The 25745-nt window shown below is 44.8% G+C and carries 18 protein-coding genes; 10 read left to right on the forward strand and 8 right to left on the reverse strand.

Annotated features, from left to right (window positions below; all coding sequences use genetic code 11):
• Positions 1-22: 22 nt before the first annotated feature.
• Both dksA and sfsA read right to left on the reverse strand, forming a co-directional pair.
• Positions 23-466, reverse strand: coding sequence for an RNA polymerase-binding protein DksA (dksA, locus tag AB4160_RS01515; RefSeq protein ID WP_102435720.1), 444 nt, complete (start codon positions 464-466; stop codon positions 23-25).
• Positions 467-584: 118 nt separating this feature from the next.
• Positions 585-1289 carry a DNA/RNA nuclease SfsA gene (gene sfsA, locus AB4160_RS01520; RefSeq protein WP_102435722.1) on the reverse strand — a complete coding sequence of 235 codons (705 nt, stop codon included), beginning with the start codon at positions 1287-1289 and terminating at the stop codon, positions 585-587.
• Between the two features lie 142 nt (positions 1290-1431).
• Between sfsA and pepB the strand changes: the two genes are divergently transcribed.
• Positions 1432-2706: an aminopeptidase PepB gene (gene pepB, locus AB4160_RS01525; protein ID WP_102435724.1), complete on the forward strand. Its 1275-nt coding sequence runs from the start codon at positions 1432-1434 to the stop codon at positions 2704-2706.
• A 68-nt stretch (positions 2707-2774) separates the two neighbouring features.
• Here the strand turns inward: pepB and thpR are convergent, their stop codons facing one another.
• Positions 2775-3326, reverse strand: coding sequence for an RNA 2',3'-cyclic phosphodiesterase (gene thpR, locus AB4160_RS01530; RefSeq protein WP_157936280.1), 552 nt, complete (start codon positions 3324-3326; stop codon positions 2775-2777).
• Positions 3327-3525: 199 nt separating this feature from the next.
• Between thpR and AB4160_RS01535 the strand changes: the two genes are divergently transcribed.
• The 3 genes from AB4160_RS01535 (at position 3526) to mrcB (ending at position 11006) form a co-directional block, all read left to right on the forward strand.
• Positions 3526-5766 (forward strand): EAL domain-containing protein, encoded by a 2241-nt coding sequence (locus AB4160_RS01535; protein ID WP_372003365.1) that lies wholly within the window; start codon positions 3526-3528, stop codon positions 5764-5766.
• A gap of 159 nt (positions 5767-5925) precedes the next feature.
• Complete coding sequence (hrpB, locus tag AB4160_RS01540) at positions 5926-8535, forward strand: ATP-dependent helicase HrpB (protein WP_372003368.1); 2610 nt, start codon at positions 5926-5928, stop codon at positions 8533-8535.
• Positions 8536-8762: 227 nt separating this feature from the next.
• Positions 8763-11006 (forward strand): penicillin-binding protein 1B, encoded by a 2244-nt coding sequence (mrcB, locus tag AB4160_RS01545; RefSeq protein ID WP_303446313.1) that lies wholly within the window; start codon positions 8763-8765, stop codon positions 11004-11006.
• Between the two features lie 164 nt (positions 11007-11170).
• Here the strand turns inward: mrcB and AB4160_RS01550 are convergent, their stop codons facing one another.
• Entirely contained in the window at positions 11171-13360 is a 2190-nt protein-coding gene (locus AB4160_RS01550; RefSeq protein WP_372003371.1) for a TonB-dependent receptor family protein, read from the reverse strand.
• 312 nt (positions 13361-13672) lie between these two features.
• Here AB4160_RS01550 and AB4160_RS01555 point away from each other — a divergent pair, with 312 nt between their 5' ends.
• Both AB4160_RS01555 and AB4160_RS01560 read left to right on the forward strand, forming a co-directional pair.
• Positions 13673-14371 carry a DUF3581 domain-containing protein gene (locus AB4160_RS01555; protein WP_102435732.1) on the forward strand — a complete coding sequence of 233 codons (699 nt, stop codon included), beginning with the start codon at positions 13673-13675 and terminating at the stop codon, positions 14369-14371.
• Between the two features lie 130 nt (positions 14372-14501).
• Positions 14502-14888, forward strand: coding sequence for an RNA polymerase subunit sigma (locus AB4160_RS01560; RefSeq protein ID WP_076543163.1), 387 nt, complete (start codon positions 14502-14504; stop codon positions 14886-14888).
• A gap of 83 nt (positions 14889-14971) precedes the next feature.
• Here the strand turns inward: AB4160_RS01560 and AB4160_RS01565 are convergent, their stop codons facing one another.
• Positions 14972-15688, reverse strand: coding sequence for an MliC family protein (locus AB4160_RS01565; protein WP_102435734.1), 717 nt, complete (start codon positions 15686-15688; stop codon positions 14972-14974).
• Between the two features lie 112 nt (positions 15689-15800).
• A complete protein-coding gene (locus tag AB4160_RS01570; protein ID WP_076543161.1) occupies positions 15801-15986 on the reverse strand; it encodes a cytoplasmic protein in 186 nt (61 codons plus the stop codon).
• Positions 15987-16255: 269 nt separating this feature from the next.
• Between AB4160_RS01570 and AB4160_RS01575 the strand changes: the two genes are divergently transcribed.
• Positions 16256-16699 carry a MarR family winged helix-turn-helix transcriptional regulator gene (locus tag AB4160_RS01575; protein WP_372003374.1) on the forward strand — a complete coding sequence of 148 codons (444 nt, stop codon included), beginning with the start codon at positions 16256-16258 and terminating at the stop codon, positions 16697-16699.
• Between the two features lie 241 nt (positions 16700-16940).
• Positions 16941-18092 carry a chromate efflux transporter gene (gene chrA, locus AB4160_RS01580; protein WP_102435738.1) on the forward strand — a complete coding sequence of 384 codons (1152 nt, stop codon included), beginning with the start codon at positions 16941-16943 and terminating at the stop codon, positions 18090-18092.
• Between the two features lie 102 nt (positions 18093-18194).
• On the opposite strand, the gene fdhF is transcribed toward chrA, so the two are convergent.
• Together fdhF and AB4160_RS01590 are read right to left on the reverse strand one after the other, a co-directional pair.
• Positions 18195-22427 carry a formate dehydrogenase subunit alpha gene (gene fdhF, locus AB4160_RS01585; RefSeq protein ID WP_372003379.1) on the reverse strand — a complete coding sequence of 1411 codons (4233 nt, stop codon included), beginning with the start codon at positions 22425-22427 and terminating at the stop codon, positions 18195-18197.
• A 435-nt stretch (positions 22428-22862) separates the two neighbouring features.
• Entirely contained in the window at positions 22863-23054 is a 192-nt protein-coding gene (locus tag AB4160_RS01590) for a hypothetical protein (RefSeq protein WP_102435742.1), read from the reverse strand.
• On the opposite strand from AB4160_RS01590, the gene prfB reads away from it, so the two are divergent.
• Positions 23053-24151, forward strand: a protein-coding gene (gene prfB / locus AB4160_RS01595) for a peptide chain release factor 2 (RefSeq protein WP_198589352.1) whose coding sequence is annotated in 2 segments (ribosomal slippage) — positions 23053-23127 and positions 23129-24151 — 1098 coding nt in all. Because the reading frame shifts where the segments join, the coding sequence is not laid out codon by codon here. The two genes, AB4160_RS01590 and prfB, sit on opposite strands and share 2 nt — an antisense overlap.
• Positions 24152-24163: 12 nt before the next feature.
• Positions 24164-25666 (forward strand): lysine--tRNA ligase, encoded by a 1503-nt coding sequence (lysS, locus tag AB4160_RS01600; protein ID WP_102435746.1) that lies wholly within the window; start codon positions 24164-24166, stop codon positions 25664-25666.
• The last annotated feature ends 79 nt before the right edge of the window (positions 25667-25745 follow it).

Here is a 25745-nt window from a genome sequence, read left to right on the forward strand (position 1 = left end):
TGTGACAAATGTATGGGCTATATTAGCCAGCCATTTGTCTTTCTTTTATTTCTGCAAGCGTCTTACAATCGATACATTGATCAGCTGTTGGACGTGCTTCTAAACGGCGAATACCGATTTCAACACCACATGAATCACAGAAACCGAAATCGTCTTCTTCAATTTTTTGTAGTGTTTTTTCAATTTTCTTGATCAGCTTACGTTCTCTGTCGCGTGCTCGAAGCTCTAAGCTAAATTCTTCTTCTTGAGCTGCACGGTCAACAGGATCTGGAAAATTAGCAGCTTCATCTTGCATATGGTTCAAGGTGCGATCAACTTCTTCGCGTAACTGATTACGCCAAGCGTCTAAGATGATCTTAAAATGAGAGCGTTGCTCTTCACCCATATACTCCTCGCCAGCTTTCTCCTGGTAAGGTTCTACACCTGCGATAGCGAGTACGCCAAGTTTTTTGGTGCCTTCAGGCATAACGCATCTCCTGTAATAATTAGTGATTTTATGTGCGTCTAAAATTTATGGCCGCTATCTATAGCAGAAACACTAGAGCGTGGCAAATTATTTGATTAGTAAGTTATACTTTTTTGAACTAAACAATGACTTTGCACTTACGAGTAATTTTGCTGGATAGCGCCGACAGTTCGGTTTGATATGCTAACACTTCAACCCCACTGTTAACTGCTTGCTTTAATAATTGTGCATATTGTGGATCGATATGCGCAGCAGCTTGAACGAGATTAATGCCGCTATGTTGGACGACAAAAAGTAATACCGCTCTGTGACCTAGACTAGCCATATGCATTAACTCACGCAAATGCTTTTGTCCACGAGTGGTAACTGAGTCAGGAAAGTAGCCTACTGCTTGCTCTAATAATGTACAGCTCTTTATCTCAACGTAACATAAAGGTTTAGTTTCATCACTGAGTAAAATGTCGATACGACTATTTTCATCACCATATTTCACTTCTCTTTTTAGTGATGCATAACCGCTAAGTTCAGTAATGACACCATTACTAATCGCCTCTTCGGCTAATGCATTGGCGCGGCCGGTATTAATGCCAATTAAATGATTGTCGGGGGTGGCACTGAGCTCCCAAGTATTTGGGTATTTTCTTTTGGGGTTATCTGAGCTGGAAAACCAAACTGTTTCACCGGGAAACAAACAGTTTTTCATCGAACCAGTATTGGGGCAGTGAATGGTGATTTCGCTACCATCATCAAGTTGCACATCGGCCAGAAAACGTTTGTAACGCCTCAATAAAGTACCTTGTTGTAAGGGAGGGCTAAAGTCCATTAAAAAGAATGCTCCTAAAATTATTTATTAACAATTATTTTTACTAAATGATGCTGAATTAGTCACGTTCATTTAGTGATTTACAGTACACTTAGCTTATTGGTTATCTAAGTTACAACGCAAGCATAACAAGGACATTACAATGGAAATTATGACGATTACCCTAACACGAGAAGCGCCACAGAGCCTTTGGGGTAAAGCAGATGTGAGCTTTCAAGGCCATCAAGCGCTGATCCATTTATCTGCAGCAGATGAATTACGTCAAGTACAAATGGCGGCTAGAAAAATTCGTAGTCAGGGTATTAGCAAGGTGCAGCTTGACGGTGAGTTATGGAGCCTTGATTCGCAATGGGCTTTTTCTCAAGGTTTTACCACGGCCAAAGGCCCATTTGAAGTACTCTGGTGTGGTGACGTGAGCACTCAAGCCACTTTATCTCATCGCTTTGAAGCGGCAAGTTTCGCGCGCAAATTAGTTAACGAAACCCCTGAAGAATTGTCTCCGGTTATTCTTGCCGAGCACGCAGCAAACTGGCTCAAAGACATTGGTGGCGACAAGGTCAGTTTTGATATTTTTGAAGGCCAAGAATTACTCGAAAAACAATGGATTGGTTTACATGCGGTTGGCCGTGGCAGTGAGCGTCCGCCAGCGATGCTAGTGCTTGATTTTAATCCACTCGCAGCCGATGCCAAAGTATCCACCGCTCTTGTGGGCAAGGGCATTACCTTTGACTCTGGCGGTTACAGCATTAAGCCTTCAGAAGGCATGCTGGATATGAAATGCGATATGGGCGGCGCGGCAACAGTGACAGCAGCGCTGGGTCTAGCCATGAAAGCCGGTCTGAATAAGCGGGTTAAATTGTTTCTGTGTTGCGCCGAAAACCTCATCAGTGGCCATGCTTACAAGTTAGGTGACATCTTAACTTATAAAAATGGCGTTACCGTTGAAGTGGTTAACACCGATGCTGAAGGGCGTTTAGTGTTAGCTGACGGGCTGCAAGCAGCATCAGATACTGGAGCAGAATTAATTATTGATGCGGCAACACTGACAGGTGCGGCGATTATGGCTGTGGGCAATAATTACAATGCGATATTTTCACCGCAAATGGAAACCTTGCAATTAGCACAACAAAAAGCGGCCACTGTTGCTGAAAATGTCTGGCCACTGCCATTGGATACTTGGCATAAAGATATGTGCCCTTCACCTTATGCAGATACCGCCAATAGCCGCGCAATGAAAGGCGGCGGTGCAGGCGGCGCGTCAAATGCAGCAGGCTTCTTATGGCGCTTTGTGAGCCCAGAAGTTAACTGGTTGCACATGGATTTAGCTGGTGCATATGCATCATCGGCTACGCCATTATGGAGCGCTGGCGCAACAGCTCATGGAGTATTGACCATCGCGGCAATGTTAGAGCGATAAAGCCTATAACTCTTCAGGTTTTAGCTATAGATTCGAGAAACGAAAGCTGCCTAGGCAGCTTTTTTTCGTTATGGCTGTAAAGGCCACTGTTGCAGTGGTTTATATATAAGCCCTTGAGTACTGCTAATGGATTCATAGAGGGTTAAATTGCGGGCTTTTGTGTTTATAGCTTCAGTGAGTGCAGGTAACTTATCTATAAGGGCTGCAGGCTCTGACACAGCTCTAAATAAGCTGATATGGGGTCTAAATTCATGCTGAGTTTGATAAAGGTTTAAGTGTGATGTCATTAATTTTAAGCTGTGGGCAATATGCGCCAACGCTTTTTCGGCATCACCCTGAATGCACAAGACTTTCGCTTTAGGCCAGTAAGCAAGTTGTTGCAGTGGTTGTTCAAAAGCGCTGAAATGCTGCTCGGTGATATACCGATCAATCTGCAGCATCTGATTAGAACTAATTTTGCCTAAAAATGCAGCGGTTAGATGTAAATTCTCCCGCTTAACGGCGCTAACCTGTATACTCAGATGCGGCATTAATTGCTGCTGATATTGGCTCAATTGAGTGCGGTTTGACTCTGATAATGCAATGGCAATAAAACAACGTTTATGGTGATTTTTAGTCATGGGTCTCCTTAACGCCATTGATCCTTATCTGTTGTTAGCATTATTTTTTATTATTATGACGTTTATCGTCAAAGACATGTTAGCTTAATCGACGGCAACAGTTTACGGTTAGGTAAATTAACAGCAAGACCAGTGAAGCTCCGTTTAGAGGGATACTGTATAATGACAGCAAAAATGCTGCGAATGAATGAGTCATTGAATGAGCAATAGTGAACTGAAATCAGTATGGGCTAGCCCGCAGTCTGCTGAATTAAATCACTACCTGTGCTGTGATAAGGTTATGGCTGAGATTGATGCATTGCAACTGCAATTAGGCGTCGATGAAATCGTGGTTTTACTATCCCAAACAACTGAAAGTCTAACCAGTGGTAAAGTTTACCATGCCAAGGCGTTGCAAGCTTATCAGCATCAAGATCAATTTCAACAGCATCTTCAGCGCCAACCTAATAACGCACGAATAGGCCAATCACTCGCTGCCTTGCCTGATTTATGTGAACAATTACTCGCACAAGATAGTGCTGATATCAATGCCACAACAAGTCTTTTGCAGCGTCAAATAACTGATTTTGTTCAGTCACGGTCCGAGGTGTTTTCACTCTCTTTGAGTGAAGCGGTGCAAATAGGCAATACCAGGTTGATTTTTTTACCACTAAAATATCAATTAAATTGGCAACTTGAGGCCTCGGATGGTGTCAATTGTCCTATGACAAAGCTTAACGAGGCTAGCCTAAAGCTGGCATCTGAAGCTGAGCTGGCTCGCGTATCGCAATTATTAACAAACAAAGAAGCCCAATACCTTGAGCTTTTTCAGCAACTGCCGGTAGCCTGTTCGCTCATTGATAAGGACAACTGTATTAGCAGTCAAAATCAAGTGGCTAGCCAAATTTTTCCGTCAATCAGTAATCAAAGTTTATATTCATTAATCAATGCAGATGACCACATATTGTTGGATGATTGCCTACACATTGTCAGAGATGGAGCACTGCATCAGTCATGGTGTGAAGTTCCACTGGTTAAAGCGGGTGTGACTCACTGGTATAAACTTAGCTTTTGCCGCGCATTAGACATAGAGCAGCAATTATTGATGATGATTGAAGATGTGTCAGAACGCTATCGTTTAGCCGATGAGCTGTCATTTCAATCCAACTATGATCCGCTCACAGGTCTGCCGAATCGGTTACAGTTTGAGGCAATGCTTGAAGAATTAATTGAGCATAAAGATCGCTTGCCTGTGTGTGTTGCCTTTATGGATCTTGATCAATTTCAAGTGGTTAATGATATCAGTGGTCATCAAGCTGGGGATGAATTGTTACGTCAGGTGTCTAAGCGTCTGAGCTACTTACTGCGTCATGGCGATGTCGTTGCCCGTTTAGGCGGCGATGAATTTGGCATTTTAATGTTCCAAGCGGATAAAGAGTCAGCCGAGCAAGTGGGCAACCGCATTTGCCAGCAATTATCCGAACATGAATTTATTTGGGGCGAAGTCAGCCATAATATTGGCGTTAGTATGGGTATGACTCAACTGGATGCGAAGTCAGAAGACATTTACCGCATTATGAGTCAGGCAGATGCGGCGTGTCGTATCGCCAAAGAAGATGGCCGTAATCGCTGGCATTTTTACAGTAAAAACGATCCCCAAGTACATCATTTATATAATCAAATGCTGGCCTCCGTTGATATCGTCTCGGCACTGGCGCTTAATCAGTTTGAATTATTTTATCAACTCATAGAACCGCTAAATTCTGACGAGCGTGGCATTCACATGGAAATCTTATTGCGCATGGTGCAAGAGGATGGCCGTTTTGTATCACCAGGGGTGTTTTTACCTGCAGCAGAGCGCTATAACCTAGCATCAAAAATTGATAGCTGGGTTATCGACAACCTTTTAAAGTGGGGCGCACGCAATAGCGAAATTTGGTCACAATTATCAATGGTGTCGCTAAATTTGTCAGCGCTGTCATTATCCGATAGCAAGTTTATGGACTGGTTAGAAATACGCTTGATGGTTGAGCCCGAACTGGTGTCTAAGTTGTGTTTTGAAATCACCGAAACCGCCGCTATTAGTCAACTCGAACAGGCCACCGCCTTGATTGAGCTATTAAAACCTTTAGGTTGTAAGCTGGCTTTGGACGATTTCGGATCGGGCTTTTCAAGTTTTGCTTATTTGAAATGCTTAGATGTGGACTATGTCAAAATTGACGGTCAGTTTGTGGTTAATGTCTGTGACGACCGCAGTGATAAAGCCATTGTCTCGGCTATTTGCCAGCTGGGTAAAGATATGGACTTTGAAGTGATAGGCGAATTTGTTGAAAGCGCTGACATTGGGCGGCAATTAAAACAGCTTGGTGTTAGCTATGGCCAAGGCTACGCGATTGGAAAACCTACCCGCTTGCAGGATTTATCCTCAGGGATCAGAACGCCGTGGTTAATCGATTTATAGGCGATTAGCTTTTTCGTTTCAGTCGTTAATTGTCAATGTGTGCATGCTTCGATTTGCATATGCTTTAATCTGCCCCCGCTTCGATCTGCATAGAGCCGTAGCATCAATAATCGTTTATGAGTAAACTGAAGCCAGATTTTCGCCGTTAAAGTATCTCCTTTGAGCTCATTACCTATTCAAGCCTTATTTGCGCCATTACAACAGGCGCTGGGCGATCATTCGCAAATTATCCTCGAAGCGCCCACGGGTGCCGGTAAATCCACCGCACTACCTCTGGCAATGCTGCAGTGGCCGCAAATTAGCGGCAAAATCCTCATGCTGGAACCAAGGCGGGTTGCTGCTCGCAGTGTGGCGCAATTTATTGCTAAATCCCTAGGGGAAAAAGTCGGTGAGCGAGTGGGCTATCGGGTCAGAGGTGAGAGCCGAGTCGGGGCTAATACCCGCTTAGAAATTGTCACAGAGGGTATTTTAACGCGGATGATCCAGCAAGACCCAGAGCTTGAAGGCATAGAGGTCATTATTTTCGATGAAATCCATGAGCGTCATTTACCCACAGATCTGGGTTTAGCGCTGGCGCTAGAAGTGCAAGACTCGCTGCGCGAAGATCTTAAAATTATTGCCATGTCGGCAACCCTATCGGGCTTACCCTTAAGCCAATTAATGCCTGACGCTGCCACATTAATAAGCCAAGGTCGAAGCTTTGATGTTGAAACGCTTTACCGACCGGTAATGGGGCAAGTGCAGTGGCTAAGTCATTTAAGCCAAGTGGTTATCGACAGTGTCAGCAGTAGCAACACAGTCCCAAGCGACTACCAACATGGCTCGGTGTTGGTGTTTTTACCCGGCAAAGGGGAAATTAATCAACTGCAGCGATTATTAAGTCAGCGACTAGACCCAAATGAATTTTTACTGTGTCCCTTATACGGTGATTTATCTCCTGCTGAGCAAGATAAAGCCATTTCTCCCGCCCCTAGTGGCAAACGTAAAATCGTCATTGCCACTAATGTTGCTGAGTCGAGCTTAACCATCGATGGCATCACTATTGTGATAGACAGTGGGTATAAGCGTGAGGCAAGCTTTAACCCACGCACAGGTGTTAGTCGATTATCGTTAAGGCGTATAAGCCAAGCCTCGAGTATTCAGCGTGCAGGCCGTGCAGGGCGCTTACAAAAAGGCTGCTGCGTGAGATTGTGGGGCCAAGAAGAACAAAGTCGAATGATGGTGGCTGATGCGCCTGAAATCACCCAAAGCGAGCTGACGTCAATGGCGTTTGATTGTGCCTATTGGGGCGTGAGTGATATTGAGTCCTTACCGCTATTAACCAAGCCGCCAGCGATTCATCAACAGGTGGCGTGGCAATTACTCGCCAAGCTTGAGCTGGTGGATGAGCAACATAAAATCACCGCTCAAGGCCAAGCGGCCTATGAGCTAGGTTGTCACCCGCGTTTAGCGCACATGTTGCTGACTTCGCAAGCCCTTGCTAAATCCCAGCAACAGGCCGACTTAGTGTTACTGGCATGTTTACTTGCTGCGGTACTCGAAGCACGAGGCTTACCTAAAAAAGGCGCTGATATCAGTCAGTACCTGGGTTTAGCGACCCAAGGACAAATGGCAACCCAAGTGAATAAATGGCAGCGGGCGCTATCTGCTAAAGGCGATATCAAGCAAGTGGCTCGCGACGCCGCCAGTCGTGATATTAGTTTATTATTGGCGCTGGCATACCCCGACAGAATTGCCAAAGCCCGCGGTAAACTAGGTTTTGCCCTCAGTAACGGCACAGGGGTTACTATTGATGCTGAAGATGCTATGGCTAATCAAGCTTGGTTAGTGGTGGCCGATTTTCAAGAAACCCAAGGCCGCAATGCAGGACGAGTCTATCTTGCTGCGGCAATCAACCCTGAGCACTTCCAGCAAGAGCTTAAATTTTTAACCCATGAGGTTAAAATTTGTCAGTGGGATGAAACCAAAGGGCGCTTTTTTGCTGAAAAGCAAACCCGAGTGGGTGAGGTTATTATACAGCGCGCTCAAGAAACTCAGGTAGATAATAAATTAATCCAGCAAGCGTTATTGAGTCACATCCGCGCTAAAGGCTTAACTGTGCTGGATTTGGGCGAAAGTTTTTTGCAATTACAATATCGACTGAAGTTAGCCCAGCAATTTGCGCCGCAACATGATTGGCCAAACCTTGATGATGCCAGCATGCTAGCAAGCTTAGAGCAGTGGTTAGCGCCATATTTAGCTGAGGTGAATTCCATTGCCAAATTACAAAAACTTGATACCTTTGGCCATGTGAAAAATCTGCTGACATGGCAGCAACAGCAAACATTGAATGAATTGCTTCCCACTCATTGGCAAATGGCTACCGGCACCCGAGCACCGATTGAGTATCAAGTGGTCGCTGCTCAGGCCGTAGAAAGTGAAGCCGATGGCAGCGATAGTGATAAGCAAAGCATGGAAAATGATGCCGCCGACAGCAATAAGGCCGTCAGCGGTAGAGCGCTATTAAAAGTACGCCTGCAAGAGGCTTTAGGTTTATCACAAAGTCCGCTATTACTTCATGGTAAGCTCACTGTCACCATGGAATTATTGTCGCCAGCCCAGCGACCTATTGCTGTAACCGCAGATTTAGCCAGTTTTTGGCAAGGCCCATATATTGAAGTAAAAAAAGAAATGCGTGGCCGTTATCCCCGCCATTTATGGCCTGACGATCCGGTTAATACAACCGCCACTAAATTTACTAAAAAGAAGACGCCAGGCTTAAATTGCTAATGGCGATAAAGAATTAAAAAAAGATGACAGAAACGACAAAGATGATGGCTCCTCAAGCGCCTAAAAAAAATGTAGCGAAAAAGCCTGCAGAAAAGCAATCGGTTCCTAAAACAGCAGCGCCTAAAACGCCAGCGACCAAAACTGCTGCGACGAAAAAAAACGCCAGCAAAAAAGCGGCGACTAAAAAGCCTAGAGTAAAAAGGGTCGTTGCTAAAGCTAAGCCGTCAATGTGGAAAAAACTGTGGTCAATCGGCTGGAAACTCGGCTTGATTGGCATCGTGGTGGTGAGCTCTTACGGCATCTATTTAGATCAAATTATTGCCCGTAAATTTGAAGGGCAAAAATGGCACTTACCCGCACAAGTGTTTAGCCGTTCAATGGCCATTTATCCCGGCGCAGCCATAAACCATCCGCAGCTAATGGCGGAGCTAAAACTGCTTGGCTATCGTAAAGTGGCCAACCCTCGTCAAGTGGGCGAGTTTTCAGCATCCAGTAGTAAAATTGAGCTTTGGCGTCGACCATTTTTACACCCAGAAGGCGATCAAGCAGCTCAGCGGGTGATGATTTCATTTGACTCTCAAGGGGTCAACTCAGTGCAGCGCATGAGTGATAAGCGTCAATTAGCAGTATTTCATTTAGAGCCAGTATTGCTGGATCGCATTTTGGCTTCTGGCGCTGAAGACCGATTATTTGTGCCTACCACAGAAATGCCCCAAGCTATTGTCGATGCCCTGATTTTGGTCGAAGATCGCAGTTTTTATCAGCATCATGGGGTTAATCCATTTGCCATTCTCCGCGCCGCTATCGTCAATGTGACCGCCGGGCGCACAGTTCAAGGTGGTTCAACCTTAACTCAGCAATTAGCTAAAAACTTCTTTTTAACCAGTGAGCGCTCAATTGTGCGTAAAATCCGTGAAGCCTTAATGGCAATCATCATTGATTTTCGATACAGCAAAGAAGAGATACTCGAGGCTTATTTAAATGAAGTGTATATGGGGCAAGACAAGGCGCGTGGCGTTCATGGTATGGGCTTGGCGTCGCAGTTTTACTTCGGCCGTCCTATCGCGGAGCTAACAGTATCCCAACAAGCCTTTTTAATTGCCGCCATTAAAGGGCCATCATACTACAACCCTTGGCGCTCACCTGAGCGGGCGCAAAATCGCCGCGACTTGGTGCTGCGATTACTGATGGAAGATGATCGCTTAACCGTTGAGCAATACAAAGCGGCGGTAGAATCACCACTCGGGCTGCGTGATTTTAATAAATCAGTACATCAAAAACTGCCAGCTTTCTTTGCGGTGGTAAAACAAGAGTTACGAACGCGTTATGGTGATAGCTTACTGCAGCAATCAGGGGTCAAGGTATACACCACCTTAGATCCTATGGCTCAAGATGCCGCTGAGAAAGCCGTATTAAGCACCATGAAGTCACTGGATGAACGCACTAAAAACGTGCAAGTAGGGATGGTGGTAACTGACAAATACACCGATGGCATTGCCGCCATGGTAGGGGATAGAGTGCCAAGCTTTGACGGCTTTAACCGCGCAGTGGAAATTCGCCGCCCGATTGGCTCGTTAGTGAAACCATTTGTGTATGCCACTGCATTGCAACAAGGCAGTAAATATAATTTGGCGACCCCAATAGCTGACAAACCGATCACCTTACAAAATGGTCAAGGTAAAACCTGGTCGCCACAAAATGTGGATCGAAAATTCCGTCAACAGGTGCCATTATTAGATGCATTTAAAAACTCAATGAATGTACCAACGGTGAATATTGGTATTGAATTAGGCGTTGATAATGTCGCTAAAACCATGGCTAATGCGGGTTGGTCCGATGCTATACCTCGCTATCCATCAATGTTGTTAGGGGCCATTAATGGCTCACCTTATATGGTGGCGCAGGCTTATCAAACCATTGCCAATAATGGCCGTTATCGACCATTAACATCAATAACTGCGGTGCTTGATACTAATAATCAACCATTGAAGGTAACGCGTGAAAGTGCCGTTCAAGGAATGGATCCTGCAACCGATTTCTTGGTGCAATATGCGATGAATCAAGTGGTCAAAACCGGCACTGCTAAACGCTTGGGTCAAGCATTCCCTAATGTAGCTCTAGCGGGTAAAACCGGCACCAGTAATGATAGTCGTGACTCTTGGTTTGCAGGCTTTGATGAGCGTAACGTGGCAGCTATTTGGGTTGGTCAAGACGATAACAGTAAAACGGGTTTATATGGCTCAAGCGGCGCAATGGCAGTGTACCAAGCATTTTTAAAGCAGCGTCCGCCGTTAGGTTTAAGAATGACGCCGGCAGATGGCATAACCCAAGGTTATTTTGATAAAGACACTGGCGTGGCAAAACAAGCCGATTGTGACAATGTGATGGCGCTGCCTGCCACACGTGACAGCTACAAGCCTGCTGCAAACTGTGGTGAGCCCTTGTCTTGGTGGCAAAAAATCATCAATTAACACTCAGCTGAGTCAGCTTTATAATCTTAATGATTAATTAGGCAGAATAAAAAATGGCTACTCGTTTGAGTAGCCATTTTTATTGTGTCGGTATTTAGCGAGCTTACCTTTGGCTTAAGTTTATATCGCTTAACTAAAGCTTAGCTAAATCTTAACCTAAGCGATTAAAACTTATAGTGATAACCGAGTGTTGCCGTTTGCGGCTTACCAGCAAAGATAGAACCATGAATGCGGGTGGTCATATAGGTTTCATCCAATAAGTTATCAACGGTTAAGTAGACTTCAGATGCATCATTAATGAAGTAACGAGCCGATAAATCCACAACGGTTTTATTGGCAATTAATTCTTCTGCAGGGATACCACCTTGATCGGCGACGGTGCGCATATCAGAGGTATAACGACCTGCAATAGTGACTTGCCATGCTTGTGCTTGAACGCCTGCAGATAAGAACAGTTGGTTATCAGGTAAATAAGGCAGTTCATCACCTTTTTCAACGTCGCCCCATGACTCAAAGTCAGAGATGAATGCGTTTTGGAATTCAGCATTGCTGAAGGTGTAAGCCATTTTTACCGGGAAACTAATCTCGCCTGTTTGATTAAATTCATAACCTAAACTCAGTTCTACGCCGCTCACTTCCACTTCACCAGCATTATATTGGTTATCAATATTGTCATCATCACAACCTTGTGCAGCGGTACAGTTGCCGTGCATATTGCTGTAATCACTGTAAAAGGCGATAGCTTCAGAATTTAAAGCGCCAGTGTTGTAACGAACGCCCGCTTCATAGTTCCAGCTTTTTTCTTCTTTACCGTCATCATTACCGGGGGCGCTAGGGGCAAAACCTTGCTGAATGCCTGCGAGCACAATTAAGTTATCGGTTATTTGGTAAGTTGCTGCAACTGAAGGTAAAACCACATCGAAGCTGTTGCTGATATCTTCATCTGGTGCACCTTCACGGCCGACGTTAGTTTTACCCCAATCACGACGCTGAGTAGTGACATCTTCATAACGCAGACCGGCAGTAATGGCTAAATCGCCAAAGGTCATTTTATCTTGAACGTAAAAAGCAAACGCTTCAGCGCTATCAATACGGTTAGAGTCAGTGCCAGGAACGCCGCTATTGGTCAGTGACATTACTTGGTTAGCGCCTAATTCATAGGTATCAACCCACTGAAAGCGATCCATTTCATCTTCGTGAAAACGCGCGCCAATGGCTAAATCATGATCGCCGAGTAACCAGTTCAGTTCAGTTTGAATCCCTTGGGATAAATACTCTCGATTATTGGCTTTCACTTGCACATCCATTGGTGACATTGACGTTGGATCTTGATCAAATTCAGCCGCTTTTTTAATACCGCCACTGCCTAAGCTTTCGCCATCAACTTTCGAGGTCTTGTACCAGTTACGGGCAAAATTATTGTAATAAGCCGTGGTCGCAAGTGATACAGTCGAGCTAAAGTCGATGATATGGTTTAACTGAATTTGCTTGTGATCAGTGCTCATTTCATCTTTTTGAGAGGCAGAGTAACGCATATAAGGTGAAGCGTTATAATCATCTTCAGTTAAACCCATGTAAGTTTCGTTAGACACTTCATCTGAGTACTTTAATTTTAATTCAAGGCGTTGCTGATACTTGGCATCGTCGCTACTATCAATACTGATTTTCGCTAAGGCATCGTTTTTCACAAAACCAGTATCACCACCAACACCATTAATGTCGCGAAAGCCATCAGCTTGATAACGGTAAATTTCTGCTACCGCGCCAACGCGTTCGCCTTGACCGCCTGCATGGGCATGTACTTTAGCAAAGCCGTCTTGTCCTGCGGCCACATCAATACCGCCAGCCAGTTCTTCCACTGGGATTTGACGAGAAAGCATATTGATAATACCACCAGTGGTGCGAGGGCCGTATTTAAGGGTCGAGCCGCCTTTCATGATCTCAACGGTTTGCATTCTACCAGAGGTTGGAAAGTAGTAAGCCGCAGGAGAAGCATAAGGCGCAGGCGCCGCTAATACGCCGTCTTCCATAATGGTGATTTTTTCAGAACGATTTTGACCCGTGCCACGCATACCAATATTTGGACGTAAGCCATAACCATCTTCTTCTTGCAGATACACCCCAGGCACAGACGCTAGGGTGCGCATAATGTCGGTGTATTTGAAGTTTTCAATTTCAGCGTCACCGATAACATGAGCACTACCGGGAACATTATTAACCGGATTGGCACTGCCAAAAATTGAGATTTGCTCCATGGTGGCATTGGTTGCAGGATCTGTATCGGCAGCAGATGCTGAAAAAGCGCTGAATAGGGCAGTGGCTAAAAGACTAATTCGAAGGCTGTGTTGAGTCATGTAAATCTCCAAAGGCGAATTGCAAATATAATAAAAATGGTAATTGTTATCATTTGTATCCGTATTGTGATGGAGTTTACTTAATTAATTACTAAAATCAACATTTGAGTTAATAATGTTAACTCAAATGTTGGAGTTGGATTAGTATGATGTGGTTCGCTTCACAAATAGTGAGGTAAGAGCATAGTGCTGCAGTCGTGACAGCGATTAAGTCATCGGCTGAGTTTATGTGAATTTTTGCTGTAAACTCGATTCACAATAAACCCAACTCAATAAGAGATGGATATCTTTAACGAATAAGAATGGATGTATATGTTTTTGTCACCTTATTACGCTAAGCAAGACCAAAGTGTGTTTATTTCTGCTTTGCAAGCGAGCAATTTCGCCAAGCACGTCGCTGAAGACTTTAATCCTATTCATAATGTTGGCGCTAAACGCTTCTGTGTTCCTGGTGACTTACTGTTTGCTTTAGTGCTCACAGAGTTCGGCTTGAGCAAAAAAATGAAGTTTAAGTTTGCTGGCATGGTCGGTGATGGCGTTGAGTTAATTCTGGATCAGCAAGCCGGTGAACAATTTAGTATTTGTGACAACAAAGGCAAAGAATACCTGCATATCGAACGTGAAGGGGCGCTTTGTCAATGTGATGTACAAAAAGCGGCATTCATCAAAAGTTATGTGGCGTTTTCTGGGCTTAATTTTATTCATGTACTCGTGCCGATGATGAAACAGTACGGCATGATGATTAACCCAGCCAGACCTTTGGTTATTTATGAAAGTATGTCTTTTCAATTAGATACTTTCGATTTCACTGATATGAGCCTTGAATTGGTTGAGCAGGATATGCAAATCAATGGCAAACGCGGTGATGTGACCTTGCAGTTTGCCTTAAAAAGCGCAGGTAAAGTCATAGGCTCAGGTATCAAAACCCTAGTGTTAAGCGGTTTACGCGAATACGATGAGCTGCAAGCGCAGCAAATGTGTCATAGCTATGAAAGCAGTAAATTAGCTTAACTTCTGAAAGTTAAGTTTTAGTTAGCCAGTAGTAAATTAGCATTATTCCATTTTAAAAATGCGATATTCCGTTTTTACATTATGCTTTAGGTAGGATACGTCCATAAGTTGATTATCGCTTGAGGTTTATATGAAAAAATTATTACTGGTTTCGCTTTCTTTTTTAGCATTTTCAGCTAGCGCGAATATTATTTATGATAAAACGGGCGTGAATGAAAAAGATTTTGTTTTCGATCAATATCAATGCCAAGAAATGTCACAGCAAGTTCATAAAAATACTGAATCTCGTGGTGCCATTAGTAGTGGCCTTAAAGGTGCGGCAGTAGGCGCAGCGGGCAGTGCCATTGCTGGTGGTAGTGGTTCACATGGTGCTAAAACCGGCGCCGGTATTGGTGTTGCTGTAGGCTTGCTAGGTGGCGCGAAAGATAGAAGAGCCAATGAAGCCAATTACGAAGCAGAGAAAGAAACAGTAGTGCGTAACTGCATGGCAAATCGCGGCTACAGCATTTTAAACTAATCTAAACCGCTAGCGCTTAGTACTTAGCGTTAGTAAACAATAAACCATGCTTTTTAGCATGGTTTTTTTATTGGACTTTTACCCTATTTTACTCGGCAATCTATATCCGCTTGCCCAAATTGGCTTAGCACGGCTTGTTGCTGGTGAGTCCAGAAACTAACATTCTGCCCTTGGTATTTCGCCCCAGATGCACTTAGCGTCAGTAATGTTAATAGCGGATTTTGCTGCGCTACCGTGACAGCTCTTGAATCTGCAATTGGATCAGCAGTTGGAGCTAAGCTTAGGTTCAATATTGCTGCAGGTATCGCAGTTTGGTTATAAAAATAAACCCTAATACTCATCAGATTGTTGTTCGATGGGGGATCACATTGATATTGTACCGCCTTAGGTACGTCAAATACCGCAGCGGCGATCTGTAATTCGGTTAGCCGTGAAGTATAGGCGTAAATCACGCACTGTTTAATATCGTCAGCCTTCCAACACTCATTACGGCCTTTTATCCAGCCTCGCTGAAAAGCTTTAAGTTGCGCTAATGCATCTACATCTAAATCAGCATCTGCGCCTAGCTGGGAAATTGACTTTTTGAACACTTGATTGAGCTGTATATCAAGCTGTGCCAATTGACTATCTTGGCAAATAAGCTGCTCCACTTCGCCACTTGCTTGCTGGCAATCAAAAGCAGGCGCTAACTTATCAGCTTCAGTGGCTTGAGTATTAGCTAATACCTCATGATCACTCAGTGCAATGGCCTGAGTGCTCGCGCAGTAACTCAGCAATAACAGTAATGCTCTTATAGCCATGATAGACAATCCTATTTTTAAAGGTGCTTAAAAATAAATCATAACCTATCTGGCTAATTTAGCTTAATCGATCATGAGCTTAATCCAACAGCTCAACTCAGCAGTAACAGCTTTAGGCTTTGATATTAATGTTATGGCCTGAGTTACCAACCGGTGGTGGCAGCGCGGCTTCAATTAATTGAAGGGCCATTTCACCTTCAATTTTTTGCTGATCTTTTGCAATTACAGCAACTTTGAGGCTACTACCTGAATCGATATTGGTCGGCATTGATGATGGAGCATTGATGGAAAGTGCCATAATATTATTACTCTAATTAGCGAAACCTAAATGGGTTAATGATTTATCGGCCAAAATAAGGAAAGGTAGATAATATTTTTGTATTAATCTGTATCAGCGCAGTAATAGCTAATGGTCTATCAGTATATTGTATTGTGCGCAATTTAAGTGTGATAAACTGATAATCGCTTTGGCTATGCAGTAGTTGTGATTAAGCTGCACATCAAATACTGAGCGCCATAGATATTAGAATTTTGCGAGAAAGTAAGCCTGTGACTAGGATTTAAGGAATGATTATGAGTGAAAAGTTTGATGCATTGGCATTAGAAAACCAAGTATGTTTTGCGCTTTATAGTGCCACCAATGCGGTCGTGCGCGCTTATCGGCCACTACTTGATGAACTATCACTAACCTATCCGCAATATTTAGTGATGATGGTGCTGTGGAAAGAGCCAGGGATTAGCGTTAAAACCTTAGGTGAAAAATTACATTTGGACTCAGGCACCTTAACACCGTTACTAAAAAGACTGGAAACAAAGCAACTGGTTATCCGAGATCGCAGTAAAGTAGACGAGCGGGTTAGGGTATTACAGTTAACGCCCCAAGGACTGGCTTTAAAACGGCAAGCGAGCCAAATTCCACAATTGATGCGCTGTAAAGTCGGTGGCAGCGCAGATGAATTACAGCAATTAAAGTTACTCAGCGAGAAAGTGTTAGCGCAATTACAAGCCTAACTAGACTCAATGAGCTATCGAGCCTATTGTCATCAAACTGTGCGGTCAGAAAAAGTACGCTGTCATAAAAACGACACCAAAGCGTCATATAATTAATCTAGTGACGGGGTTGATAGCAAGCTGGTATTAATGATCTCGTATCAAACTCTTATTATTTAAAACTAATTATTTAAACCTCATTATTTAAACTTAAGCCAGTGATGCTATCGCCAGCTTATCTCTAAACGGAATTGGACAGCTTATGTGGCAAATATTTACCCGCTTTTTAGCCTTAGGTTTAGTCAGTTTTGGCGGCCCCGCAGCGCATATTGGTTATTTTAGGCAGACCTTTGTTAGCGAGCTTAATTGGCTCGATGAAAAACGCTATGGCAGTTTTGTGGCGCTAAGCCAGTTTATGCCAGGGCCGGGTTCGAGTCAGGTTGGCTTTGCTATTGGTTATCATCGCGGCGGCTTAGCGGGCGCAATTGCTGCGTTTTTGGGTTTTACCTTACCGTCTTTTATATTGCTGTTCTTACTCGCCATAACCAGTGCCAAGTGGCTTGAAGCCGATGCGGTTGTCGGCATAATCCACGGCTTAAAACTGCTGGCAGTAGTGGTCGTTGCTGATGCGACATTGGGAATGTTTAGCCAATTTTGTCAGCGAAAAACCGCCCGGGTTATTATGTTGCTTACCGCAGCTTGCTTGATGTTACTCCCCTCAATGCTGACCCAAATTATCGTATTATTGCTGGCGGCGATAATGGGCGTGGTATTGCTCACCAAAGGAGAAAATATTACCCCAGAAAATAGCCCCATTAAGCTTAACTATGGCTGGTTAGCATTATTTATCATTGGCATAGTGTCGACGTTTTACTTTATTAATCAAACTGGCACCCTAGGCCAAGTATTTGCACAATTTTATCAGGTGGGCAGCTTAGTGTTTGGCGGCGGTCATGTGGTGCTGCCACTGCTGGAAGCCAATGTCGGTGAGCTGGTAAGCCCAGATCGATTTCTAACCGGTTATGCACTAGCGCAGGCGATTCCTGGGCCTATGTTCACCTTGGCGACCTTTTTAGGGGCCGATTTATGGTTGGAGCAACCCATTTTAGGCGCGATTGTGGCGACCATTGCCATTTTTGTACCGGGATTTTTACTGATGCTGGTGGGGTTAAAAAGCTGGCATGCTATCAGTGAGCGACCGGTTATATCAGGTGCTATTGCTGGAGTGAATGCCGCAGTGGTGGGGTTATTGTTTGCCGCACTTTATTCGCCAGTGTTTACCTCAGCGGTGCTATTACCTATTGATATGGCATTGGTGTTATTAGGCTTTGGCGTGCTGAAAATCTTTAAGCCCAACATTGTTTTGTTAGTAGCAGGGTTTGCCGCTACAGGGGCTTTGTTAGCCGTGCTTTAACTAAATACGATATCGCGATAAAAAAAGGCAAGCTTGGTGATATACCTAAGCTTGCCTTTTTTATCAGTTTTTACGTCAGTTTTACTTCAGTTAAGCGTGAAATTACACCGCTGTGGCTAACTCCGCTTTAACGGCGCAGACTTTAAACTCAGGTATTTTGGCCACCGGATCGACTGCGTTATTGGTTAACTTATTCGCCGCCGCTTCAGCAAAGTGGAACGGTAAGAATAAAACGCCCGCTTGCGCTCGCTTAGTGACAAAGGCGGCAATTTCAATTTCGCCGCGGCGTGAACTCAGTTTTAAATTATCGCCATTACTCACCCCAAGACGCTCAGCATCAAACACCGACATCATCACTCTTGGGGTACCTAAAGTATCTAAACCGCTGGTTTTTCGGCTTAAGGTACCGGTGTGAAACTGCTCTAATAAGCGACCTGTAGACAATACCAATGGATACTCATCACAGGTAGATTCGGCTGGGGCGCGATAGCTCACGGCGGTGAATATACCTTTGCCTTTAATGGGCTGCTCCTGATGCAGCACGGGCGTTCCCGTATGTTGCTCATCACGGCAAGGCCACTGCAGCCCTTTACTTGGCGTGCCATGTTTATCAGCACTTAAACGATCCCAAGTGATCCCTTGATATTGCGGGGTCACTTGATTGATCTCGTTAGTGATCGCTTGCTCGTTAGCGTAGTGCCAGTTAGCGCCCAGTTTATTGGCAATATCTTGAATGATTTGCCAGTCAGCGCGGGCTTGTCCCGGCGGGGTTAATACTGCTTCTAGGCGCTGCACTCGGCGCTCTGTATTGGTAAAGTGGCCCTGTTTTTCAGCAAATGATGCCGCAGGTAGCACCACATCTGCATACTTGGCGGTTTCAGTTAAGAAGATATCTTGCACCACTAAAAACGGCAGCTTCTCCAAAGCTTCAAGCACATGGGCTTGATCTGGGTCGCTCAGCACAGGGTTTTCGCCCATAACGTATAAGGCTTTAACTTTATCTTCGGTAATGGCATGCATCACTTCAGTGGCCGTTAAGCCCTCGGTGGCTGACAGCGGCGTTTGCCACTGCTGCTCAAATTTCTCACGCACCACAGGGTTATCAACCCGCTGATAGCCAGTGTAGTAATTTGGCAGCGCGCCCATATCACACGCACCTTGGACATTACTTTGGCCACGCAGTGGATTAATGCCTGCACCCACTTTACCTAAATTGCCACAGAGCATTTGCAGGTTAGCGATAGCAGTGACATTGTCATGGCCTGAGGTGTGCTGGGTTATGCCCATAGCGTAGTAGACTGCGGTTTTCTCCGCTGTGCCAATATAACGCGCCATTTGGGCAATATCCTCAGCGCTAACCCCACAAATCTTGGTGGCATTTTGCAACTGATATTCAGGCTTAAGCACTTCTTGCATCACTGCATCAAAGCCTTGGGTATGGGCGTTGATATAGTCTTTGTCATGCCAATCATGACGAATGATCTCAGCCATAATCGCATTGAGCAGCACCACATCAGAGCCGGGCTTTTGCGCTACGTATAAACAGGCATCATCAGCAATGGAGACACGTTTTGGGTCGGCAACGATCAAGCGGGCGCCATGGGAGCGAATCGCTTGTTTAATTCTTGAGGCAATTATCGGGTGCGCATTGCAGGTATCTGAGCCTAAGATAAAGATTAAGTCAGACTCTTTGATCCCCGGAATATCATTGGTCATTGCGCCGCTACCCAAACTTAGTTGCAGGGCTGACACAGTACTGGCATGACACAAACGGGCACAATGGTCGATATTATTGGTGCCTAATACGCTGCGAACAAACTTTTGAATGAGGTAGTTATCTTCATTGGTGGCTTTGGCTGAGGCTAAAGTGGCAATGGCATCAGCGCCTGCTTCAGCTTTAACCTTGGCAAAATTATCGGCGATGGTATCTAGCGCTTCATCCCAACTGCAGGGGATCAGCTCGCCCATTTTACGAATAAGCGGCGTGGTTAAGCGTTGCTCGCTTTGAATAAAGTCAAACCCAAAACGGCCCTTAACGCACAACATGCCATCGTTAACATCAGAGTGTTTACTGCCTTCAACATGGCAAATTTTGCCTGTGGTCGGTGACACGCTGACTTCGATACGACAACCCACACCACAGTATGTACAAATGGTCGAGGTGGTCGTTAACTGCTCTTCATCGCCTTGGCGTTTATCACGGGCATCAACCAGCGCGCCAGTTGGGCACACTTGCACGCAGTTACCACATTGCACACAATCACTGTCGGCCATGCTGGCACTAAAGCCAACCCGAGGTGCTTGGCGCTCATCGGTTAATTGATTCGGTAATGCTTGGAAGCTGTCTTTAGTGAACTTAATGGCATTGTGACCACTTTGCTGACCACAAATATCGACGCATTTGCCGCAGCTAATACAGCGGTTGGCATCAAACTGAATAAACGGGCTGGTTTTATCCACCGCAAATTGGCGCGCATTGGTGCTGTCTAATTGCTCCGCTTGCACATGATACTCAGTGGCATAATCACGTAATTTACAATCGGTATTGGCCTGACAAGCACACTCTAAACAGCGGGCGGCTTCTTGCATTGCTTCATCGGGCGCATAGCCTAACTCCACTTCATTGAAATTTAGCTGACGCTCAATGGCGCTAAGCTCAGCCATTTTGTAGCGAGGTTTTGCTGCAATGCTGGGGTATAACTCGGCTGATAATTCAGCGGTTTTAGGCGCTTTCGTTGCATTAAATGGTTTTGGGGTTAAGTCGCAATTGAGCCCCTCGTGTAGCAATTTATTAATGGCTACAGCGGCTTTACGGCCATCACCAATGGCCGCTACTGCTGTCGCTGGGCCGCGGCGAGAGTCACCAATTACAAACAGTTTATCAACCCCTGCAGACATAGTGTGCTCACAGCCGATAAAAGTATTCCAGCGAGTTAGCGCCAGTTCACCTGTGGTGAGGTGACTGGCTGGATCTTCCATAAAGCTCATATCTGGGGTTTGCGACACCGCAGCAATGACAGTATCAAAGGCTTCAATAAAGCTTTCGCCAGTGGCTTTTGGTGAGCGCCGCCCTGATGCATCAGGTTCACCCAAGGCCATTTTCGCCAGTTCAATGGCGCTGACTTGGCCGTCTTCATTAGCGATATTGTTAAGCGGATTAGTTAAAAAGTGAAACTTAACCCCTTCAACTTCAGCTTCATGAATTTCATAAGGCTCAGCGGGCATATCAGCACGGGTGCGGCGATAAATTAAGGTGACATCATGGCCTGCGCGCACGGCGGTGCGGGCGCAATCAATGGCAGTATTACCGCCGCCAATCACCGCGACTTTATGACCGATTTGATAGCTTTGCTCGGTGCAGTAATCTCGTAAGTAATCGACCCCTAAGTAACAGCCTGTTAAATCACTGCCCGGGTAGTTCATCGCCACTGCTTTTTGGGCGCCAATGGCTAAACACACAGCATCGTAATCATCGGTAAGTTGTTTTAGATGAACATCTTCACCAAGGCGGGTATTAGTGACAATGTCTAGGCCATTTTGGCTAAGTAAATCAATTTCTTTATCAAGAATATCTTTAGGTAAGCGATACTCAGGAATGCCATAGCGCAGCCAGCCGCCCGCTTTGGGCATAGACTCAAAAATGCGCACCTGATGGCCTTGGTTTGATAAAAAGTAACCGGCGCTTAAACCAGCAGGGCCACTACCAATAATGGCGACTTTTTTACCAGTAGCTGGCAGCTTTTCAATTTGATAGCTGTGCTCATCGGCAAGGTCTAAATCGGCGGCGTGGCGCTTTAATTGTCTAATAGCCACTGGCTCATCAACCAAGCCACGGCGACATTCGGCTTCACAAAAGGCCGGGCAAACACGGCCAATAGACAGCGGCAAAGGTAAGGTTTGCTTAATGACTTTTACCGCTTCGGTGTGATTACCTTGGGCGATATGAAACAGGTAACTTTGAATATCCACCCCTGCAGGGCAGGCTTGCTGACAGGGCGCTTCACAGTCAGCAAAGTGATCAGACAAAATAGTGGTTAACGCTGCTTGGCGTAACTTGCTTAACTCAGCGGTTTGAGTGGTAATGTGCATGTCACTGGCAACAGGGGTTTCACAGGCTTTTACTTTGCGGCAGCTGCCATCGTGATTTTTGATATCAACCACACAAAGATTACAGGCTTGTTTGCCATCGCTGTGTTTGCCATGACTGCGCTGGGTATTGCCGTTTGCAGGATCGCATAAGCTAGGAATGTTTATCCCGCCATCGCGAGCGGCTTGAAGAATATTTTTATCAGCACTGACAGTTAACGCAATGCCATCTATTTTGAGAGTAATCATCACTAGGCCTTGTAGGGGTTATTACAGGCTAAATTTTCGCCCTTTATTAGCTCTACAAAATATACCTATTTTTAGATGAACAGAATCAAGCTGAGTAAGTGGAATAAGCTTTTGTAACCGCCATCACGCTTGGGTGTGGTTTTGTGACTTAATCTGTTTTGCTCTAGCTTTAAGTGGGATTAGGTCGCAAATTTGGGGTTAAATTGATCTTGGTGCTATTGGTAGTTGATCGCTGCCATATTCGAGTGCTGATAAAAGTTTAAAGCTAAGGGGAGTAACGTGCAGATTTGAAAGAGATTGTTATAGATGTGCTGAATAAAAGGCCCGATTATGTCGCAGGTTAACGTTTTTTTAGCAATTAATTCTAAGCCGGTTACATTACCAGTCAGGGGCTTGATGAACCATTTTTAGCTATAGTAATGCCATGGTTTTGGGCTATTTGCTGACATTTTTAGCCAATAACACAGCTTGTGGTTCAGCTTGCTGATGGGCGGTTTTTTCCTGGTTATCAACAATTCCACTAATGTTTGTTAATAATCGCCTCTGAGCGCTAGGTTTAGTCGCAGTCATGGGGTAAAATGCGCGGTTAATTGTATTGTTTACCGCTAAATTAAGTAGAAAATTCATGTTTGAAGTAAATCCAGTTAAATTCAAAATCAAGGAACTCGCTGACCGCACCGAACTTCTTCGGGGGTATCTTTGACTACGCTGCCAAAAGTGAGCGTTTAGAAGAAGTCAGTAGAGAGCTCGAAAGTGCGGAAGTTTGGAATGATCCAGATAATGCCCAAGCCCTAGGTAAAGAGCGCAGCGCCCTAGAAGCCGTCGTGAAAACGATCGACGATATGGATAGCGGCCTTGAAGATATTGAAGGACTGGTTGAACTTGCCATCGAAGAAGATGATGAAGAAACCTTTAACGATGCCAGCACAGAATTAGATGATCTTGAGAAACGTTTGGAAGAACTTGAATTCCGCCGTATGTTCTCGGGCCCACATGATGCTGCAGACTGCTACTTAGACATTCAATCAGGTTCTGGTGGTACCGAGGCACAAGATTGGGCCAATATGGTACTGCGTATGTATTTACGTTGGGGTGAAGCCCACGATTACAAACCTGAACTAATGGAAGTCACCGACGGCGATGTCGCTGGTATTAAAGGCGCAACCATCAAGTTTAATGGTGAATATGCCTTTGGTTCGCTGCGTACAGAAACCGGTGTTCACCGTTTAGTGCGTAAGTCACCGTTTGATTCGTCAGGTAAGCGTCATACTTCTTTCTGTTCGGTATTCGTTTACCCAGAAATTGACGATTCAATTGAGATTGATATCAATCCATCTGATTTACGTATTGATACCTACCGCGCCTCAGGTGCAGGTGGTCAGCACGTCAACAAAACCGAATCAGCAATACGTATTACCCATTTACCCACTAATACTGTGGTGCAGTGTCAAAATGACCGTTCGCAACATAAGAACCGTGACGCTGCAATGAAACAATTAAAAGCGAAACTGTACGAGTTAGAAATGCTCAAACAGAACGCTGATAAGCAAGCCGCGGAAGATGCCAAATCAGATATTGGTTGGGGCAGCCAAATCCGTTCATACGTGCTTGATGATGCCCGTATTAAAGATTTACGTACCGGTGTTGAAAACCGAAATACCCAAAGCGTCTTAGATGGCGACTTGGACAAGTTTATTGAAGCTAGCCTTAAATCTGGCCTTTAACGAGAGAAGAAGATGACTGAACAAACCCAAGACGAAAACAAGTTAATTGCAGAACGTCGCGCGAAACTAGATCACATCCGCGAAAACTGCCCTGCAAATGGTCACCCAAATAACTTCGATCGCAAACACAAAGCTGCCGATATTCAAGCTGAATATGGTCACTTCACTAAAGAAGAGCTTGAAGGCATGGACGTTAACCGTTCAATTGCTGGGCGTATTATGGCTAAACGTGGCCCATTCTTGGTAATCCAAGATGTATCTGGTCGCATTCAAGCCTACGCGGGTAAAGATGTTCAAAAAGATCTTAAAGCCACATTCCAAGGTTTAGACATTGGTGACATCATCGGTGTGACCGGTAAGTTACACCTTTCTGGTAAAGGCGATTTATATGTGAACATGGAGCAGTACCAATTGCTCACTAAAGCATTGCGTCCACTGCCTGAAAAGTTCCACGGTTTATCAGACCAAGAAACGCGTTACCGTCAACGTTACGTTGACTTAATCGTTAACGAAGAGTCACGTAATGCATTTATTATGCGTTCTAAAGTGGTTTCAGCTATCCGTAACTTCATGATCAAAAAAGAGTTCATGGAAGTTGAAACCCCAATGATGCACAGCATTCCTGGTGGCGCTAGCGCGCGTCCTTTTGAAACGCACCACAATGCACTTGATATGGCGATGTACTTGCGTATCGCACCAGAGCTATACCTTAAGCGTCTAGTGGTTGGTGGTTTTGAGCGAGTATTTGAAGTTAACCGTAACTTCCGTAACGAAGGCTTATCGCCTCGTCATAACCCAGAATTCACTATGATGGAATTCTATATGGCGTACGCTGATTACAAAGATCTAATGGATCTTACTGAAGAAATGCTAAGTTCGATCGCTACTGAGCTTTGTGGTTCTACCAAGCTACCATACGGTGAGCATACTGTTGATTTTGGTGGCCCATATGCACGTTTAAGCATGTTAGACGCTATCAAAAAATACAACCCTGACAACGCAACCATTCAGTCTATGACTTACGAAGAAGTTAAAGACGTTGAGTTCATGCGTGACTTGGCTAAGAGCCTTGGCATGACAATCGAGAAGTTCTGGACTTGTGGTCAACTACTTGAAGAAATCTTTGGTGAAACCGCTGAGCCTCAGTTAATGCAACCTACGTTCATTACTGGTTACCCAGCTGACATTTCACCACTTGCACGTCGTAACGACGACAACCATTTCATCACCGACCGTTTCGAGTTCTTCATTGGCGGCCGTGAAGTGGCTAACGGTTTCTCTGAGCTTAACGATGCACAAGATCAAGACAATCGCTTTAAAGCACAAGTTGATGCTAAAGATGCCGGTGACGATGAAGCGATGTTCTACGATGCCGATTATATTCGCGCACTAGAGCACGGTTTACCACCAACTGCAGGTCAAGGTATTGGTATCGATCGTTTAGTGATGTTATTCACTAACACACACACTATTCGTGACGTGATCTTGTTCCCAGCGATGCGCCCACAAGGGTAATTGTTGGTTAAGCCGTTGGCTTAACAATCACGATTAAAAAAACCAGCCTACTTGAAAAAGTGGCTGGTTTTTTGTGATA

The organism is Shewanella sp. 10N.286.51.B8, from assembly GCF_041469325.1.
Taxonomy (GTDB): Bacteria; Pseudomonadota; Gammaproteobacteria; order Enterobacterales; family Shewanellaceae; genus Shewanella.